Genomic DNA, 17,692 nt, shown 5'->3' with positions numbered 1-17,692 from the left:
TTTTTAATGAAATTCGAATTCTTTCTCTTCTTTTGCTTTTGCAGGTGCTGGCCGTTGGTATTTGTCAATAATCAAACGAATACCACTGTTTTTAGTGAAAAATTTAATACTCCAGTTTACAAAAGTTACTAACTTATTTCTAAATCCAAAGATAGAAACTAAATGGACAAACATCCATGTTAACCATGCTAAAAAGCCTTTCATATGGAAATTGCCCATGTCAACTACAGCGCGGTTACGACCTACGGTCGCCATCGATCCTTTATCAAAGTATTTGAAGTCGGCAATACTCTGGTCATTCATGCGTGCTAGAATGTGTTTCGCAACATAAGCGCCTTGTTGTTGTGCCGCTGGAGCAACCCCAGGTAGTCCTCGCGGTGTATTTTCTGTTATCATGGCCGCAACGTCACCAATGGCATATACCGCCTCCATATTTTCTACGCGACATTGACCATCCGTTTGGATGCGGTTTCCACGCTGTACAATTTCTGGAGAGATTCCTTCTGGGAATTGCCCCATAACACCAGCGCCCCAAATAACCGTTTTCGTCGCGATCGTCTGTCCATCGGAGAAGCTGATCGTATTGCCATCATAATCGGTAACCTGTGTATTCAACATGATTTGAACGCCCAATTCTTTCAGGTAGCGTTCTGCATTTTGTGATGATTTTTCGGATAGAGCCCCCAAAATTTTTCCTGTTCCCTCAATCAGGTATACCTTCATTTCATGTGGCGCAAGTTCCGGATAATCTTTTTTCAAAATGTGAAGTTGGATTTCAGCTATAGCACCGGAAAGTTCTACACCCGTTGGGCCACCGCCAACAACGACAAAGTTTAAGTACCTCTCACGTTCGTGGTGGCTTTCATGAAGAACGGCCTCTTCGAGGTTTTGAAGGACATAACTGCGTATATTCAATGCCTCTTTAATACTTTTCATTGGCAAAGCATACTTGGCTATACCTTGGTTGCCAAAGAAGTTTGAGGTTGCGCCAGTTGCCAAGATCAAATAGTCGTAATCATAGTCGCCGACTGATGTTTTTACGATTTTGTTCGCTTGGTCAATTTTTTGTACCTCGGCCATACGAAAGCGGAAATTGTCTTGCGCCTTGAACATCTTGCGCAAAGGAAAGGATATGGCATCGGCGGCAAGTGTTCCTGTGGCTACTTGATACATTAGGGGTTGAAAAGTGTGGAAGTTGTTGCGGTCAATAAGCAACACTTCCACCTCTTTATCCTTAAATTGTCGTGCGGCTTCTACACCACCAAAGCCGCCGCCAATAATAATAACTCTTGGGAAGTTTCGTTCAGAACGATCTAATAACATGATAAACTAATTTTGTCCAGTTTAAAGGTGTAATTGCGAATACCTTAATAATTAAGATATTTAACCTGTTCGCTATCTTGCTTTTAGCTGATGTGTTGAGCAGTTGGCAAGATTATCAACCTTTTATTGCAAAAGTACAAAAACTTAGTGTAAGGTGTACACATTATTCGTTACCTTATTGTAAAGCTCCTTTAATTTTTACATAAAGACCATTATCGTCATTTGTTAATCGTAACTGACACGCCAGTCTGCTATCGTCATCAGCGTCAGGTAAGGTGTCCAACATGTCGAGTTCTTGATCTTCAGCAGGGTGGAGGTGATCGCCTCCTGATACGACTTGTACGTGGCAGGTTGCACATAATGCCATTCCACCACAAGTGGCTAAAACCTCATACTCTGAAGCTTTTAAGAGCTCCATCAAGCTTAGATTGATGTCTGTTGGAACTTCAATTTCCTGCACCGTTCCATCTCGGTCCTCCACCGATATTGTTATGATATTTTCCATGTTAGAAAGCGTTGATGCCATTTACGGTGGTATACTTAAAACTTAGTTTCTGATCCGGATAAACATACTTAAATGCACTTTGACACATAAGCGCAGCCTCATGGTATCCACACAGGATTAGCTTAAGTTTACCGGGGTATGTATTGATGTCGCCAATCGCAAAAATACGCTCCACATTGGTGGAGTAATCAAAGGTGTCCACCACGATAGCATTTTTGTCAATATTTAGGCCCCAGTTGGCAATGGGTCCGAGTTTGGGACTTAATCCATAAAGAGGAATAAAATGCTCGGTCGGGACAGTGAGCTCTTCCTTTTGTTTGTTTGTTAAAGAAATGCTCTCTAGTTTGCCATTTCCATTTAAGGAAACAAGGTTGTGCGACAAGAGTAAGTTTACTTTTCCTTCTTGTGCCATGTTGTATACTTTTTCAGCGGAGTCTGGCGCTCCTCGGAAGGAGTCACTGCGATGCACGAGGGTAACCTCTTTAGCAATATCAGCTAAGAAAACTGTCCAATCGAGTGCGGAGTCTCCACCACCGGCGATAACAATCTTTTTATCCCGAAATTGTTCCGGATCCTTAACCATATAGTGCACATTTTTACCTTCAAAATGCGCTAGATTTGCGAGTTCAGGCTTGCGAGGTTCGAAACACCCCAGGCCTCCTGCAATAACGACTACCTGACAGTGAATTACTGTGCCGTCTGATCCAATAACATGGTAGGAGCCATCGGCTTGTTTAATCAGTTCCTCGACACGCTCTCCCAATGTAAAGGTAGGCTCGAAAGGAGCTATCTGTTCCATCTGATTGGTAATTAATTCCTGTGCTTTAATTGTTGGGTAACCCGGGATATCATATATGGGTTTGTGCGGATATATCTCGGAAAGCTGGCCGCCAACCTGAGGAAGAACATCAATCAGATGGCATCTCATTTTCAGTAAACCTGCTTCGAAAACCGCGAACAATCCTACAGGACCAGCTCCAATAATGCATATATCTGTTGTTATCATATGTATTTTAATTTATGTATTGTATGTGATTTCATTGTCCTTTGCCGTTTTAACCCCTTAACTCTCTTTACTCCTTTACCCTTTGTCCAAATTCTGATGTATGGTGTTCAAAATACGTGTGAAGTGGGCGAAATCTTCTTCGGAAAGATTTTCCCATGCCTTCATTCGGATGGACGCAACAGCCGGACTTAATTGTTCTACTTTTGCTTTCCCTTCGGTTGTTAACTGTAGTAGTAAACAACGGCGGTCGGTAGGATGTTCTATTCGGCGTACAAGATTTTTTTTAATAAGCAGATCAATGATGCGAGTAAGCGTGGGTTGATCCTTGCTCGACTCCTCTGATAGCTCCTTTTGTGTCATGGGATCCGCATTGTATAGAATCTTTATGACGGCCCATTGGTCGATCGTTATATCAAAATCTTGTTGCGTAAAGGTGGCTTGCGCATATTGTTTTACCTTACGTGCTGTACGGTCTAAAATAAAAGAGTATTGGCTAAATTTCTCTATTAGCATAACAAATATTAGTGTGACAACTAATTTAAGGAGAAAATATGAGGAAACAAAAAAAGCTTGAGTAATCTCAAGCTTTTATCCGTATATCCATTTGAATTTATACTGCATTTCAGGGATTTTTATGCGTTCAGCCAATCGGGTTAAACGATCTGGTAACTTCATGAGATAATCCCGTGCTTTTTCACCTTTCTCATTCAGACCTGTCACCTGGTCAATTTTCCAGGCATCATTCAGTTCTTTGAGTATATCGACATAATCTAAGGCTGTGTATACCTCTAGGCGCTGTGCTGCATCTGAAAAGTGTGCAAAAGCTTCGCCTTGAGGTTCTCCTGCTTCGCGTAGGAAATGGGCGGGCATAACGATTTTTTTGCGCATCATATCTTCAAAAGCCAACATGACTTCACTCGGGTCAACGACCATTGCATGTGAGATGAAAGACATGTATGCCTTAGCATGTCTCGCTTCATCGGCCGCAATTACACCGCACATTTTGGCGAGTAATTTATCGCCAGATTTTTTCGATATACCAGCCACACGTCTATGCGATACGTTGGTTGCGATCTCTTGAAAGGAGGTGTAAATAAAATTCCGGTAAGGATCGGCGCCCGTTCCGATATCAAAACCATCTTGGATGAGGTATTGCGTCGACATTTCAAACTGACGCATATCAATACGTCCCGATAAATAAAGGTATTTGTTGAGCAAGTCGCCATGTCGGTTTTCTTCGGCCGTCCAGGCGCGTACCCATTTCATCCACCCACCTTGTTCGTTTTTCTCCACGTCCTCTACCATTGTAAGCCACGATTCGTAGGTTGGAAGTGCTTCTTCTGTTATCGTATCACCAATTAAAACCGCGACAAGATCATAAGGGAGCTCTTTTGCACTTTCCTGTAAATCCCGTACCTCTTCAAAAAAAGTGTCGCGCGAAGAATCAGGTAGAAAATCTGCCGGTTGCCACATCTCCTCCACAGGTTTAAGGTATTCACTCATTTCGTTGAGCATGAAGGGCTCCAAATAAGTCATAACCTCTTTCCTCGATCCTTCGGGTATATTTAATGGTAAATCTTGCATATCAATAACAAAGGTAACCAAATTGAAGGAAAGTAGTGCGGATTAATTTTTCTTCTCTTTACAAAAAGAATACATGGTATTGACCTGTTTTTTTTCTTATTATAGTAACTTTGTCTTTCATCATGAATACAAAGGAGATTTTGAAAGCTATCAATATAGAAAAAATACGTGCCGATTTCCCGATTTTACAGCGGGAGGTGAACGGTAAGCCGCTTGTTTATTTTGATAATGGCGCAACGACACAAAAACCTAAGCAGGTGATTGATGCCGTCGCGCATTATTATGAACAAATGAACAGTAATGTGCATCGTGGCGTGCATTATTTAAGTCAAATTTCAACGGATGCCTTTGAGGTTACCCGCCGTAAATTGCAGGCTTTTATCCATGCGGAACACGAGCATGAGGTTATTATAACCAAAGGCACGACGGAATCGATCAATATGGTTGCAACCTGCTATGGACGTAAATTTATCGGTGAAGGTGATGAAATTATTGTTTCGGCGATGGAGCATCACTCGAATATTGTGCCTTGGCAAATGTTGTGTGATGAAAAGGGATGCGTTTTAAAAGTTATTCCGATGAACGATCGTGGAGAGCTTGATCTTGATGTGTACAAATCTTTATTCTCATCAAAAACCAAAATAGCCACCTTTACTTATGTTTCCAATGCATTAGGTACGATTAATCCGGTTAAAGAGATGATCGATATTGCGCATGAACATCAGGTTCCCGTATTGTTGGATGCGGCACAGGCTGTGCAACACATGGCCGTTGATGTGCAGGCTCTCGATGTAGACTTTTTGGTATTCTCGGGGCATAAGATGTATGGTCCGACAGGGGTCGGAGTGCTTTACGGTAAAGAGGCTCTTTTAAACGCAATGCCACCTTATCAAGGTGGAGGGGATATGATTAAGGAAGTGAGCTTTGAGAAGACAACGTACAATGAACTCCCTTTTAAATTTGAAGCTGGAACACCGAATATCGAAGCTGGTATTTGTTTAGGAGAAGCCATAGATTACCTAAACGAGTTGGGCCTGGAGCAAATTAAAGCGTATGAAGATGAACTTTTGGCGTATGCAACCGCAGAGCTGTCTCAGGTCGAGGGGGTGCGTTTCATTGGTACAGCCGCACAGAAGTCTTCTGTTATTTCTTTTGTGGTGGATGGTACCCACCCTTACGATATTGGCGTTATCTTAGATAAGTTGGGTATTGCCGTGCGTACAGGGCATCATTGTGCGCAGCCCGTGATGGAGCGATTTGGTATTCCAGGAACGGTCCGTATGTCGTTGGCGATGTACAATACCAAAGCCGAGGTCGATACTTTAGTAGAAGGGTTGAAGAGAGCATTAAAAATGCTTTTATAACGTTATTAGAACATGCAGATAAACGAAATACAAGACGAGCTGATAGAAGATTTTGCTTTTTATCAAGATTGGATGGAAAAGTATGAATATATCATCCAGCTCGGTAAAGAAGTTCCTTTGATTGAGGAGCAATATAAAACAGAAGAGTATATTATTAAAGGTTGTCAGTCAAAGGTGTGGTTGTTTCCAGAGCTGAAAGATGGTAAAATCTATTTTACCGCAGATAGTGATGCGATTATAACAAAAGGTTTGGTTAGTCTGATGGTGAAGGTGCTTTCGGGACAAACACCACAAGATATTGCCAAAGCAGATCTGTATTTTATCGATCAAATCGGGTTAAAGGAGCATCTTTCTCCGACGCGAGCTAATGGTCTATTGTCGATGGTTAAGCAAATGAAGCTCTATGCTATCGCGTTGCAGGCTGCATCTTAATCGTTGCAGTCGCCAGGCGACCTCTTTTTTCTTCTTCTTACTTCTTCAGACCTTTGTCTGTGCATCGACCGTATCGGCACAAACTGTCCCGCGGGAAACCCTGGGGAAGGTTAAAGATAGTGCGTTGGGTGAGTTGTCGGGATTAATTCAATCCAATAAGTATCCTAATAAATTTTGGACGCATAATGACAGCGGCGACAGTGCCCGGATTTTTCTAATCGATAATAAAGCGGCACTTGAAACCACATATTGGTTGTCTGGCATCAAAGCGGTAGATATAGAGGATATCGCCAAATTTAAATGGGAGGGGCGTTCTTACCTCGTCGTGGCTGATATCGGTGACAATCTGGCCGTGAGAAACGAAGTACAGCTCTATATTTTTGAAGAACCAGATTGGCATGCCGGCTTAAAGGACGTACATATCCCGAAAGAAAAGGTACGAACGCTGCGGATGCGATATCCCGATAAACCAAGAGATGCCGAAGCTATTTTTGTGGATCCACAAAGCCTGACCTGTTACCTGATCAGCAAACGCGATTTTAAGGTCGGTCTGTATGCGGTAAATATCATGCAATCGCCTTCAGAATCAATCCTGTTAGAACCTAAGACAAATCTTCCCTTTACTTTTATTACGTCGGCTGATATCTCGGATGATGGACGTTGGATTCTCGTAAAAAACCTAACGGAAGTATTTTTATGGGAACGAAATTTGGGTGTGTCCGTGGTCTTGACCCTGCAACAAAAACCAATAAAATTACCATACCAACCTGAACCTCAGGGTGAGGCTATTTGTTTTGATCAAGATGGTTCTGTTTTTTATACAATAAGTGAGCGACCGTTAGGATTAGATTCCTATCTTTATCGCTATTCCATTAATTCTATAGATTAATTTATATATCGTAATGAGCAGATTATTAACCGCAATCATTTTTCTACTGGGCATCAGTTCCGTGTATGCCGCTAAAGTTGATACAGTCGAGGTCTACAGTGCGTCGATGAAGAAAAAAGTTAAAACTGTTGTTGTTTCCCCAGAAAAGGGAACGCCGAAAGCAACTTTGTATTTATTGCATGGTTATTCGGGCAATTATGGAAATTGGGTTAATAAAACCCCGCAGATTAAAAATTGGGTAGATCAAAATGAATACCTGATCGTTTGTCCGGATGGTGGTTACGATAGTTGGTATTGGGATATTGAGGGAACGGGCGATCGTTATGAAACATTTGTGTCGAAAGAATTGGTTTCATATATCGAACAGCAGTATGGTGCACCGGCTGATCGTACAAAACGAGGAATTACGGGACTCAGTATGGGCGGACATGGTGCGTTGTATTTAGCGATTCGCCATCAAGATGTGTTTGCCAATGCAGGCAGTACGTCGGGAGGGGTCGATATTCGTCCTTTTCCAAATAATTGGAGCATCAAAAAAAGAATAGGCGAATACCATGACAACCAGACGGCCTGGAATGAACATACGGTAATTGAGCTTATCCATCAAATACGTCCAGGAAATCTCAAGCTTTTTATTGATTGCGGAACGGAAGATTTTTTCTTCGGAGTAAACAATGCACTGCATGAGAAATTAACCTATATGAATGTCGCACATGACTACTTAACAATGCCTGGAAAGCACGATTGGAACTATTGGTCTAAATCGATTGATTTCCAAATGGCATTTTTTAATCAATGTTTCCAAGAAAAGCCTGCTGCTAAATAATTGACCGATGTTTAGAATTGTTTCTTTGTTTGTCCTGCTGATGGTGGGGATGAGTAGTTTTGCGCAACAGAAGGTTACTTTTAGTGGTGTAGTCCGCGACGCCGGTAGTGGTGAGACACTAATTGGCGCTTTGGTTGCTTTAGAAAAAACTGAGCTGGCGACCAGCACAAATAACTATGGTTTTTATTCACTGTCTACACAGCCGGGGACCTACCGGGCGATCGTAAGTTACGTGGGGTATGAGAGTAAGGTAGTGGAGCTTGCTTTAACAGCGAGTAAACGGATGGATATCGAGTTAAGAGCAGTCGATAACCTCTTGGATGAAGTCGTGGTCTCCGCAAAAAAGCGAGATGGAAATGTCACCAACGCACAAATGGGCGCCATGAATTTCACGATGGAGGAGGTAAAGAATATTCCGGTTGTGTTTGGTGAAAAAGATCTTTTGAAGACTATCCAACTTTTACCCGGTGTGCAAAGTGGAGGTGAAGGATCTTCTAATTTCTACGTACGTGGTGGTGGTGGTGATCAAAACTTAATCTTACTGGATGAAGCCACGGTCTACAATGCTTCGCACTTGATGGGTTTCTTTTCTACATTTAATTCAGATGCGATTAAAGATGTTCAGCTGTACAAAGGAGGTATTCCGGCTCATTTTGGTGGACGGGTTTCTTCGGTTTTGGATATTGCTATGCTGGACGGGAACAAAAAGAAATTTACCGCGGAAGGTGGTGTGGGATTGATCGCTTCTCGCCTCAAAGTAGAAGGCCCGCTTGTTAAAGACAAAAGTTCCTTTATGTTGAGCGGTAGAAGAACCTATGCGGATATGTTTTTAAAGCTCTCCAAAGACCCTGATGTAAATAAGAGCAAGCTTTATTTTTACGACCTTAATGCCAAAGTAAACTATAAGTTTGATGAAAAGAATACCTTGTATCTATCCGGTTACTTCGGGAAGGATGATCTGGGTTATTCCGATTTATTTAGTTTTGATTGGGGAAATGCCACAGCAACGGTACGTTGGAATCATATCCTGAATGATCGTTTGTTCAGCAATACCACATTTATCTACAGTGACTTCGCCTATAATGTGATGGTCAATAGTGATAACTCTGATTTTAAGATTGCATCAAAAATTAGAAACTGGAATGTAAAACAAGATTTTTCATTCTATAGCTCTCCGACCAGCACTTTACGTTTTGGGGTGCAGGGGTTGCAACAATCCATTCATCCTGCACGAATAAAAGCGGGCGAAGGATCTACAGTTAACGATCTAGATGTAGGATCTCGACAAGGAGTGGAGGTTGCTGGGTATGTGTCGCACGAATGGAAACCTTCCGATCGTCTTTCGATGATCTATGGCTTGCGTGCAACAGATTTTATGGTCATGGGGCCAGGTAGTTTTTATGAGTTTGATGGTGATGGGGAGCCCATTAGTGAGCAATATTATGGTTCGAAGATTGTAAAGCACTATTTCCAGTTGGAACCCCGTTTTTCAGCGAGTTTCTTGTTAAACAAGAAAAGTAGCATCAAAGCATCCTTTAACCGGATGGCTCAAAATTTACATCAGCTGACGAACACAACATCCAGCTTACCTACGGATCAATATGTGGTGAGCAGTCTGAATATCAAACCACAAATTGCCAATCAGGTGGCTTTAGGATATTTTCGGAATTTTAAGAATAACGACTATGAGTTTTCCGTGGAAGCCTATTACAAGGCTATGGATAACCAGATCGATTTTAAAAATGGAGCCGATTTGCAGGCCAATAAATTCTTTGAAGGCGATCTCTTGTTTGGTATTGGGCGGGCTTATGGTGCGGAATGGTATTTGCGTAAAAATACAGGTCGGTTTACCGGATGGATTAGTTATACCTTATCCAAAAGCGAACGTAAGTTTGATGGCATAAACGATGGTAACTGGTTCCGTGCCCGTCAGGATAGGGTGCATGATATTTCTGTCGTGGGTATTTATGAGCTGTCAAAAAAATGGACATTGGGTGCAACTTTCGTATTCAATACCGGAAATGCGGTAACTTTCCCGAGTGGTAAATATGAGATGGACGGTAAAACAATGTTCTATTACACGGAACGAAATGGTTATCGTATGCCTAATTATCACCGCTTGGATCTCTCCGCGACATATGAACCAAATAAGGAAAACAAACGATTTAAATCGAGTTGGTCTTTTGGTGTTTACAATGCATACAATAGAAAAAATGCCTATATCATAGACTTTAGAGAGAACGAATCGAATAAGAACATTACAGAGGCCTACCGGGTAGCCCTTTTTGGCGCTATTCCATCGGTAACCTGGAATTTTAAATTCTAAGAACATGAAGAATCTAAGATACTTTCTATATAGTGTGTTGTGCTTTGTCTTGCTCACTTCTTGTGAGGACAAAATAGATATTGACTTGAACGAAGGCGATGCACGTTTTGTCATCGAAGCACAATTGTCGGATTTAGATCGGATGCAGCGGATCCGTATTTCGCAAACAGTGCCATTTACGGCGGAGCAAAACTCCAAACCTGTAAGTGATGCAATCGTGAGCGTGCGCGATGGCAATGGGCGGGTGTATGATTTTACGTATACCGATAATGGGAACTATGTGCATCGGAACTTTCTACCTGTCGCTAATCGTACGTATAACCTAACGGTACGGATTGGAGCATCTGTGTATGAGTCGCAATGTACGATGCCTTCGTATGTCGATGTGGATTCGGTGGGCGTAGTGGAGGAGAGTATATTTGGCGATCCTTACTATTTTGCAACGTTCAAATTTAACGATCCCAAAGATGTTGCTAACTATTACAAATATGACGTCTCTATCAACGGTAAAGGAATGGAATTTGCCTCTGCTTTAAGCGATAAATTTGATGATGGTCTTTATGTAACCCATCAGATCGCAGATAGTGAAAACGATCTGACTGTTGGCGATGATATTGTGGTACGACGCTATTGTGTAGATAAGGCGGTTTATAAGTATTGGAATGAATTCCAGATGACGAACCCTGGAACTGCTGCGCCGGGAAATCCGACGTCAAATATTTCCAATAAGGCCTTGGGTTACTTTTCAGTGGCCTCGGGAAAAGAATATACGTTAAAAGTTGAATTACCTTAGAGCGTGCCGAAAGCATATCCTTTTTCTTTGAAATAGGAGATGACGCGGGGCAAAGCATACGTAAGGCGTGGAATGGCTTTAACATTGTCGTGAAAGACAATGATAGAGCCATTCTTGGTATAACGAATGACGTTTTCATAACATTTCTCCGGACTGATAGACTCATCGAAATCTCCTGACAGTACGTCCCAATACACGATTTCATAGTTGTCATAGAGGGGACGAAGTTGACTCTTTTTTGCACGTGCATAGGGCGGGCGAAATAGATTGGTTTGGGTACGTTCTTGACACCGTGCTATATTGTCTAAGTAAACCTCATCGTCCGTTTCCCAGCCTTTAAGGTGGTTGTAGGTATGGTTTCCTATCGTATGCCCTTCGGATAGCAGTCGGGCAAAAAGCGCAGGGTGTTTATCGATATTGTTGCCTACACAGAAGAAGGTGCCGGGGACGCCATGTTCCTTTAGTGTATCCAAGATAAAGGGGGTAATTTCCGGGATTGGACCGTCATCGAATGTTAGATATATTTTCTTCTCGCTCCGGGGTCGGTTAAACGTTACTTTGGCGTAGTACCATCTTAAAAAAAAAGGAGCATTAATTAAATACATGTTGACAATATCAATTTTTTATGCCAAATTTAGGAATCATTTATCCTTAAATTAAGAAATGGTAATAAAAAGATCTCTTTATAGGCGTATTCTAAATATTTCAATATTCACTATATCTTTGGTAATGTGTTTGTTAGGGTTGTTTTCTTCGGGTTTTGCACAAGAGCAAATCACCTTGCAAGAAGCGATTCAGCAGACCTTGGCGCGTAACTTACAGATCAAGCAGGCGCAGTTTGGCTATCAACTTAGCGAACAGGATCTCCGCCAGGCGAAATCGAATCTGTATCCGAATTTATCGTTTGGTGTGGATAACAGTTATAACTACGGTCTAACATTTGACCAAACTTCGGGGCAGCTTATTCGGGGTAACGATTGGACCAGTAGTGCTAGTGCGCGCTTATCATCCAGTGTTGTATTGTTCCAGGGCTTTCAGAAAGTGAATCAAATTCGTGCTAATAAAGTACAGCTTGCTATAGATGCAACCGAGGTAGATAAAGTAAAGAATGATCTTATTTTGTCTGTGGTAACGAACTACCTGGAGGCAATCACCAACAAAGAGTTGCACGAAGCAGCGTTAGGGCAGATCAAATTATCCCGTGAGCAGCTCCGTCAGGATAGTATTCAGTTTAATGTCGGGAATAAGACGATTGCTGATTTAGCGCAAGCAAAAAATCAAGTGGCGATGGATGATTTAAATATCATGACATCGGAAAATGCGTATGAGCTGTCGCTTTTAGCATTAAAACAACTGATGGAAGTGTCACCGGATACGAAATTTTCAATCGTGAAGCCGGATATCGATGCCTTGATGGGGGATTATGCGGGTATTACTTTTGAGCAAGTCTTTGCGGATGCATTGAACACGCAACCAGGGATTAAAAAAGCAGGACAAAGCAAGGAGCTTGCCCTCAAAAATATTGATATCGCAAAGGGTGGTTATTATCCGACGATAAGCTTGTCCGGGGGTTATGGAACCAACTATTCATCGCAAGCTAAGGATCTTGTGACGAACCTTAAGGCACCATTCTGGGATCAGTTTAACGACAATAAATCTTTCCGCGGCGGCATTAGTTTAGAGATGCCTATTTTCAATAACAACCGAACAAAGATTGCGATTAGCAAGGCAAAAATCAATTACCTACAAGCTGAAAATAGCGAGTCTCTTGAAAAGAGAAATCTACAGAAGACTATTGCGCAGGCTATTTTAGATTTACGTTCCGCGAATAAACAGTATTTAACTTCGCAGGTGGCGCATCAGGCATCGCAGGTTGCTTTTGAGGCTTTACGGGAACGCTATAATGTGGGGATGGCCAACTCCATCGAATTATTTACGGCACAGACGAATATGAACAAAGCGGAATTCGACGTAATCCGTCGGAAGTACGAAATGGTGTTCAGAGGCAAGGTGATCGATTATTATACAGGAAATCAAATTACATTCTAATTAGATATTAAATGGCAAAGAAAAAGAAAAATCTTCCCAAAATATTAGTTATAGGCGCAGTAGTGCTTTTAGCGCTTGTTATAGCAGGCAGCAAATTGGGCTGGTTTGGTGATGGTGCAGAGCAGAAGGTTGCAGTAGATGAGGTCAAGGAACAAACGGTTTTTGAACTTGTTTCGGCGAGTGGAAAAGTGAAACCGGAATTTGAAGTGAAATTGAGCTCCGAGGTTTCTGGAGAGATTATAGAATTGAATGTAAAAGAAGGTGATGTTGTTAAAAAAGGACAAGTACTTTGTCGGGTGAAGCCCGATCTTTTGCAGTCTAGCTACGACCGCGCCGCAGCGCAAGTTAGTCAGCAGAAAGCGAATAATGCCGCAGCACAGCAGGTTTTAAAGCAACAGGAAGCAAATCTTGTTAATATTGAAGCGACATACAAAAGAAGTCAAGAACTTTATGGCAAGCGTGTTATATCTGCCTCAGAAATGGATAAAGCACGTGCGGATTATGAAAGTGCGCGTGCAAGCCTGGAGTCGCAGAGACAACAAGTAGTTGCATCGCGCTATGCAATCAGTCAGTCTGAAGCACAGCTTCAAGAGGCGGGTAATAGTTTGTCGCGTACTACGATCTACGCACCATCGGATGGAATTATCTCTTTGCTTTCTATTGAATTGGGAGAACGTGTCGTAGGAACAGCACAGATGGCTGGGACTGAAATTATGCGTATCGCGAACATGTCCACGATGGAGGTTAATGTGGAAGTAAATGAGAATGATATTAACCGCGTTAAGGTGGGAAATGAAGCGACGATTGAAGTAGATGCTTTTCAGGGCCGCAAATTTAAAGGTGTGGTGACAGAGATCTCCAGCTCTTCTAAATCGGCAGCAACGACAGCAACCACGGCAGAGCAAGTAACTAACTTTAATGTAAAAGTGCGTATTGAAGTTTCTTCATACGAAGATTTGTTGGACGAGCAGAATGTTAATTCATCTCCTTTTAAACCTGGCTTATCAGCGACGGTACAGATTCATACGAAAAGTGAAAAAGGATTAACGGTACCAATCCAAGCTGTAACAATTCGTACAAAAGACAAGACTGATTCGGTGAGTAATGATGATATTAAAGAGTATGTATTTGTGTTGAATGGAGATGTGGTTAAAATGACAGAAGTGAAAACAGGGATACAGGATGATAAAAATATCATTGTTAAATCTGGCCTTAAGAAAGGTGAATCTGTTGTTTCAAGACCATTTAATGCCATATCAAAAATTTTGCAGGACGGTACCAAGGTGAAGAAGGTGTCGGCCAGTGAGCTGAAATAATAGGATAAAAAGAGGTTGCCATGCGAAAACGTTTTCCTTTTCTTGATTTAACTGAAAACGAACGCAAAGGTTACCTCTTTTTGTTGATTCTCTTGGTTGCGATCGTGTTTTTTCCATTCCTTTATCGGATGCTTAAATCCGAACCTCCCGAAGAAATCGCAAGCTATATTCACTTAATTGAAGTGAAAGAGGAAAGTGCGCGCGCTGAAGATCAGGCAGGTGCTACTACTTGGGATAGGGGTGACAACATTCGGCCGGAACAGCCTCTCAAAGGCGAGCTTTTTTACTTTGACCCGAACGATCTCCCTGTGGCTGACTGGCGTAGGTTAGGGTTTTCTGATAAGCAAATAGCGGTTATAAAAAATTATGAAAATAAGGGTGGTCGTTTTTATACAAAAAACGATGTAGCTAAAATATATTCCATCTCCAGTGCGGCTTTCAACCGAATTGAACCCTATCTTCAATTTTCTAAATCGAGAGCCGTGGGCAATCGCCTAGGTCAATCTAAAAAAGATCCAATAGAAAAGATAAAAGCACCGGTGGTATCCATTGATTTGAATAAGGCCGACACGGCGATGCTTCGCAAATTACGCGGGATTGGCAGTGTATTTGCTGGGAGGATTGTTAAATTTAGAGAAGCTTTGGGCGGTTTTCATGATGTTATTCAGTTACGTGAAGTATATGGTATATCGGAAGAGCTTTTTGTTTCCATATCGCCCTTTCTGACGCTTGATGAAGCAACAGAATTAGAGCAGTTAAGAATCAATAGCGCTTCTGTGGAGGAACTGGCGAAACATCCCTATATTACCTGGGATAACGCTCGTTTAATTGCACGATACCGAGAGCAGCACGGTGATTTTAGCGGGATAGACGATTTAGAAAATATTTATGCTTTAAATATTGATTTTTTGAGTAAAATTGAGCCATATTTAAATTTCAACTAAAATCAATCTATGCTAGAAGCGCATCTAAAGGAAATTATCCGGGATATTCCTGATTTTCCACAACCAGGCATTATTTTTAAAGATATTACGCCCGTACTAAAGGATCAAGCTTTATGTTCCCAAATTGTAGATGCATTTGTTGACCGGTTGGGGCATATGGAGATAGATGTGATTGCTGGTATTGAAAGTCGAGGTTTTCTATTTGGAATGATGTTAGCCAATCGATTGAATGTTCCTTTTATTCCTATTCGTAAACAAGGTAAGTTACCTTTTAAAACCATTTCAGAATCTTATAAATTGGAATATGGTCAAGCGACCATAGAAGTGCATGAGGACGCTTTCCCAGCAGGAACTAAAGTTCTTCTACATGATGATCTTTTGGCAACCGGAGGTACGGTCGTCGCTGCTTCCAAGCTTATTCAAAAACTAGGGGGGACTATCGCCGGATATTCCTTTGTTATCAGTCTCGATTTCTTGAATAGTCAAGGACGCTTAACACGCTTCAGTGAAGATATTATTTCTCTAGTCCGTTATTAAAAACTTAATTAATATATTATATGGAATGGATTACTGATCCGCAAATTTGGATTTCTTTTTTAACTCTGACAGTTTTAGAAATCGTTTTAGGTATAGACAATATTGTGTTTATATCGATTCAAAGTAATAAGCTCCCGTTGGAGCAACAAAAGAAAGCGCGACAAATTGGTTTGTTGTTAGCGTTGGTTATGCGGGTTGCTTTGTTGTTCTCTATTAAATGGGTCATGGGATTGACCGCTCCTTTGTTCAATTTTGGGGAGATGTTCGATATTGAAAACGTTGCTGTAGCGCGTTATCTGGAGCTTTCTGGACGTGATCTCATTTTGTTTATTGGGGGACTTTTCTTGATTTATAAATCAACAACTGAAATACATCATAAAGTAGAGGGACATGCAGAAGCTGCAATTAAAAACGGTAAAGTGGTTACTTTCTCGAGTGTGATTATTCAAATCTTGATTCTTGATATTGTATTCTCACTGGATTCTGTCATTACCGCGGTAGGTATGGTTGATCAGATTGGCGTTATGATCGCGTCAGTCATTGTTGCGGTAGGGATTATGTTGGTGTCGGCTGAATCTATCAGTAACTTTGTGAACAACCATCCATCGGTTAAGATGTTGGCATTGGCGTTCTTGTTATTGATCGGGGTATCGTTGACGGCTGAGGCTTTCGATCAGCACATTCCGAAAGGATACATTTATTTTGCGATGGCATTTTCGGTATTGGTGGAATGGCTTAATATTCGATCCGCAAAAAAAGCGGCAGATAAAGCCGCTAAACTATAAGCCTATTGAACGAAAAAAGGCTTCCTATATAGGAAGCCTTTTTTTATACAGCAATATGTTTGGCTTTTATTTTCTCTTTAAAGAAGATGGTTGCTTTTTCTTCAAAATCTTGCGCATCATCTGTCGTGTAGAATTCCATTTTTCCTTGTTTCGAACATAACGACTCTATTTCGGGGTGACGTTCCAGGTAATGATCTAAACTTTCTGCTATAAGTTTTCCTTGCGCCAATATTTTGATATTGGGAGGTACAAACTGTTCGATAACCGGTAACAGTAATGGATAGTGAGTGCAAGCAAGCACAATAGTGTCGATCTTATCGTGTTTGGCAAGCAGTGCTTTAATATCTTTCTCAATTAGATAAGCCGCGGCTGGGGTGTGGATCTCATTGTTTTCCACGAGAGGAACCCACATCGGACAGGCATGTTGTACGACTGTAATCTCGGGGTGGAATTTATTGATCTCGATTTTGTATGATTCGGATAGTACCGTTCCTTGCGTGGCTAAGATACCAACAACATTGCTCCGTGTAAATTGTTGGATAGATTCTGTTGTAGGACGAATAACGCCCAATACCCGCTTTCCAGGAGGGAGGTCATGTTGTTGGATGCTCCGAAGTGCTTTTGCAGATGCGGTATTACAGGCCAGGATTACCAAATTACAACCTTTGTCAAACAGTTTAAAGACACATTCTTTTGTGAATTGGTAAACAGTGTCGAATGATCGCGTGCCATAAGGGACACGGGCATTGTCACCTAAGTAGATATAGTCATATTCCGGAAGTCGATCCTTTATCTCTCGAAAAATCGTAAGTCCTCCAAATCCTGAATCAAAAACACCAATAGGTCCAGTTTTACTATCCATACCAAGCTCCATTTTTTCTGATGAATCAAATATCGGAAAATTGTTTCGTATTTAATTATGCCGCTATGCCGGCAGGGCATGTTACTACTCCTCAAGCCGGAGGGGCATCTTCCTTTTGAAGCCAAAAGGAAGCAAAAGCTTGTCGCTAGGA

18 protein-coding genes are annotated in these 17,692 nt (G+C 41.6%); 11 read left to right on the top strand and 7 right to left on the bottom strand.

The window, feature by feature from the left end; genetic code table 11:
* Window positions 1–3: 3 nt before the first annotated feature.
* From B9Y69_RS00835 to B9Y69_RS00815, 5 genes are all read right to left on the bottom strand, one after another.
* A complete protein-coding gene (locus B9Y69_RS00835; RefSeq protein ID WP_085471132.1) occupies window positions 4–1,323 on the bottom strand; it encodes an NAD(P)/FAD-dependent oxidoreductase in 1,320 nt (439 codons plus the stop codon).
* A gap of 175 nt (window positions 1,324–1,498) precedes the next feature.
* Entirely contained in the window at window positions 1,499–1,828 is a 330-nt protein-coding gene (locus B9Y69_RS00830; RefSeq protein ID WP_085471131.1) for a 2Fe-2S iron-sulfur cluster-binding protein, read from the bottom strand.
* Window position 1,829: 1 nt separating this feature from the next.
* A complete protein-coding gene (locus B9Y69_RS00825) occupies window positions 1,830–2,834 on the bottom strand; it encodes an NAD(P)/FAD-dependent oxidoreductase (RefSeq protein ID WP_085471130.1) in 1,005 nt (334 codons plus the stop codon).
* Window positions 2,835–2,909: 75 nt separating this feature from the next.
* A complete protein-coding gene (locus B9Y69_RS00820; RefSeq protein ID WP_085471129.1) occupies window positions 2,910–3,347 on the bottom strand; it encodes a MarR family winged helix-turn-helix transcriptional regulator in 438 nt (145 codons plus the stop codon).
* Window positions 3,348–3,422: 75 nt separating this feature from the next.
* Window positions 3,423–4,418: an acyl-ACP desaturase gene (locus B9Y69_RS00815; protein WP_085471128.1), complete on the bottom strand. Its 996-nt coding sequence runs from the start codon at window positions 4,416–4,418 to the stop codon at window positions 3,423–3,425.
* Window positions 4,419–4,540: 122 nt separating this feature from the next.
* Between B9Y69_RS00815 and B9Y69_RS00810 the strand changes: the two genes are divergently transcribed.
* The 6 genes from B9Y69_RS00810 to B9Y69_RS00785 are packed head-to-tail and all read left to right on the top strand — an operon-like array spanning window position 4,541 to window position 11,048.
* Window positions 4,541–5,782, top strand: a complete 1,242-nt coding sequence (locus tag B9Y69_RS00810; protein ID WP_317042122.1) for a cysteine desulfurase — start codon at window positions 4,541–4,543, stop codon at window positions 5,780–5,782.
* Between the two features lie 12 nt (window positions 5,783–5,794).
* On the top strand, window positions 5,795–6,214 hold the full coding sequence (locus B9Y69_RS00805; protein ID WP_085471127.1) for a SufE family protein: 420 nt from the start codon (window positions 5,795–5,797) through the stop codon (window positions 6,212–6,214).
* Window positions 6,186–7,103, top strand: a complete 918-nt coding sequence (locus B9Y69_RS00800; RefSeq protein ID WP_085471126.1) for a hypothetical protein — start codon at window positions 6,186–6,188, stop codon at window positions 7,101–7,103. Before B9Y69_RS00805 ends, B9Y69_RS00800 begins: the two co-directional genes overlap by 29 nt.
* Window positions 7,104–7,116: 13 nt before the next feature.
* Window positions 7,117–7,929, top strand: a complete 813-nt coding sequence (locus B9Y69_RS00795) for an alpha/beta hydrolase (protein ID WP_085471125.1) — start codon at window positions 7,117–7,119, stop codon at window positions 7,927–7,929.
* Window positions 7,930–7,936: 7 nt separating this feature from the next.
* Window positions 7,937–10,255 carry a TonB-dependent receptor gene (locus B9Y69_RS00790; protein WP_085471124.1) on the top strand — a complete coding sequence of 773 codons (2,319 nt, stop codon included), beginning with the start codon at window positions 7,937–7,939 and terminating at the stop codon, window positions 10,253–10,255.
* A gap of 4 nt (window positions 10,256–10,259) precedes the next feature.
* Complete coding sequence (locus tag B9Y69_RS00785) at window positions 10,260–11,048, top strand: DUF4249 domain-containing protein (protein ID WP_085471123.1); 789 nt, start codon at window positions 10,260–10,262, stop codon at window positions 11,046–11,048.
* Here B9Y69_RS00785 and B9Y69_RS00780 read toward each other — a convergent pair.
* Complete coding sequence (locus B9Y69_RS00780; RefSeq protein WP_085471122.1) at window positions 11,045–11,653, bottom strand: polysaccharide deacetylase family protein; 609 nt, start codon at window positions 11,651–11,653, stop codon at window positions 11,045–11,047. The two genes, B9Y69_RS00785 and B9Y69_RS00780, sit on opposite strands and share 4 nt — an antisense overlap.
* A 124-nt stretch (window positions 11,654–11,777) precedes the next feature.
* Between B9Y69_RS00780 and B9Y69_RS00775 the strand changes: the two genes are divergently transcribed.
* The 5 genes from B9Y69_RS00775 to B9Y69_RS00755 are packed head-to-tail and all read left to right on the top strand — an operon-like array spanning window position 11,778 to window position 16,679.
* Window positions 11,778–13,097 (top strand): TolC family protein, encoded by a 1,320-nt coding sequence (locus B9Y69_RS00775; protein ID WP_085471121.1) that lies wholly within the window; start codon window positions 11,778–11,780, stop codon window positions 13,095–13,097.
* Between the two features lie 11 nt (window positions 13,098–13,108).
* Window positions 13,109–14,413, top strand: coding sequence for an efflux RND transporter periplasmic adaptor subunit (locus tag B9Y69_RS00770; protein WP_085471120.1), 1,305 nt, complete (start codon window positions 13,109–13,111; stop codon window positions 14,411–14,413).
* A gap of 20 nt (window positions 14,414–14,433) precedes the next feature.
* Window positions 14,434–15,357 (top strand): ComEA family DNA-binding protein, encoded by a 924-nt coding sequence (locus B9Y69_RS00765; protein WP_085471119.1) that lies wholly within the window; start codon window positions 14,434–14,436, stop codon window positions 15,355–15,357.
* A gap of 9 nt (window positions 15,358–15,366) precedes the next feature.
* A complete protein-coding gene (locus B9Y69_RS00760; protein WP_085471118.1) occupies window positions 15,367–15,894 on the top strand; it encodes an adenine phosphoribosyltransferase in 528 nt (175 codons plus the stop codon).
* Window positions 15,895–15,914: 20 nt separating this feature from the next.
* A complete protein-coding gene (locus tag B9Y69_RS00755; RefSeq protein WP_085471117.1) occupies window positions 15,915–16,679 on the top strand; it encodes a TerC family protein in 765 nt (254 codons plus the stop codon).
* A gap of 43 nt (window positions 16,680–16,722) precedes the next feature.
* Here B9Y69_RS00755 and murI read toward each other — a convergent pair whose 3' ends face one another.
* On the bottom strand, window positions 16,723–17,541 hold the full coding sequence (gene murI, locus B9Y69_RS00750; RefSeq protein WP_085471944.1) for a glutamate racemase: 819 nt from the start codon (window positions 17,539–17,541) through the stop codon (window positions 16,723–16,725).
* Window positions 17,542–17,692: the final 151 nt, after the last annotated feature.

This window comes from Sphingobacterium psychroaquaticum (genome assembly GCF_900177625.1).
Classification (GTDB): Bacteria; Bacteroidota; Bacteroidia; order Sphingobacteriales; family Sphingobacteriaceae; genus Sphingobacterium; species Sphingobacterium psychroaquaticum.
Note: the sequence above shows the minus strand (reverse complement) of the source record. Positions and strands in the feature narration are given on the sequence as shown.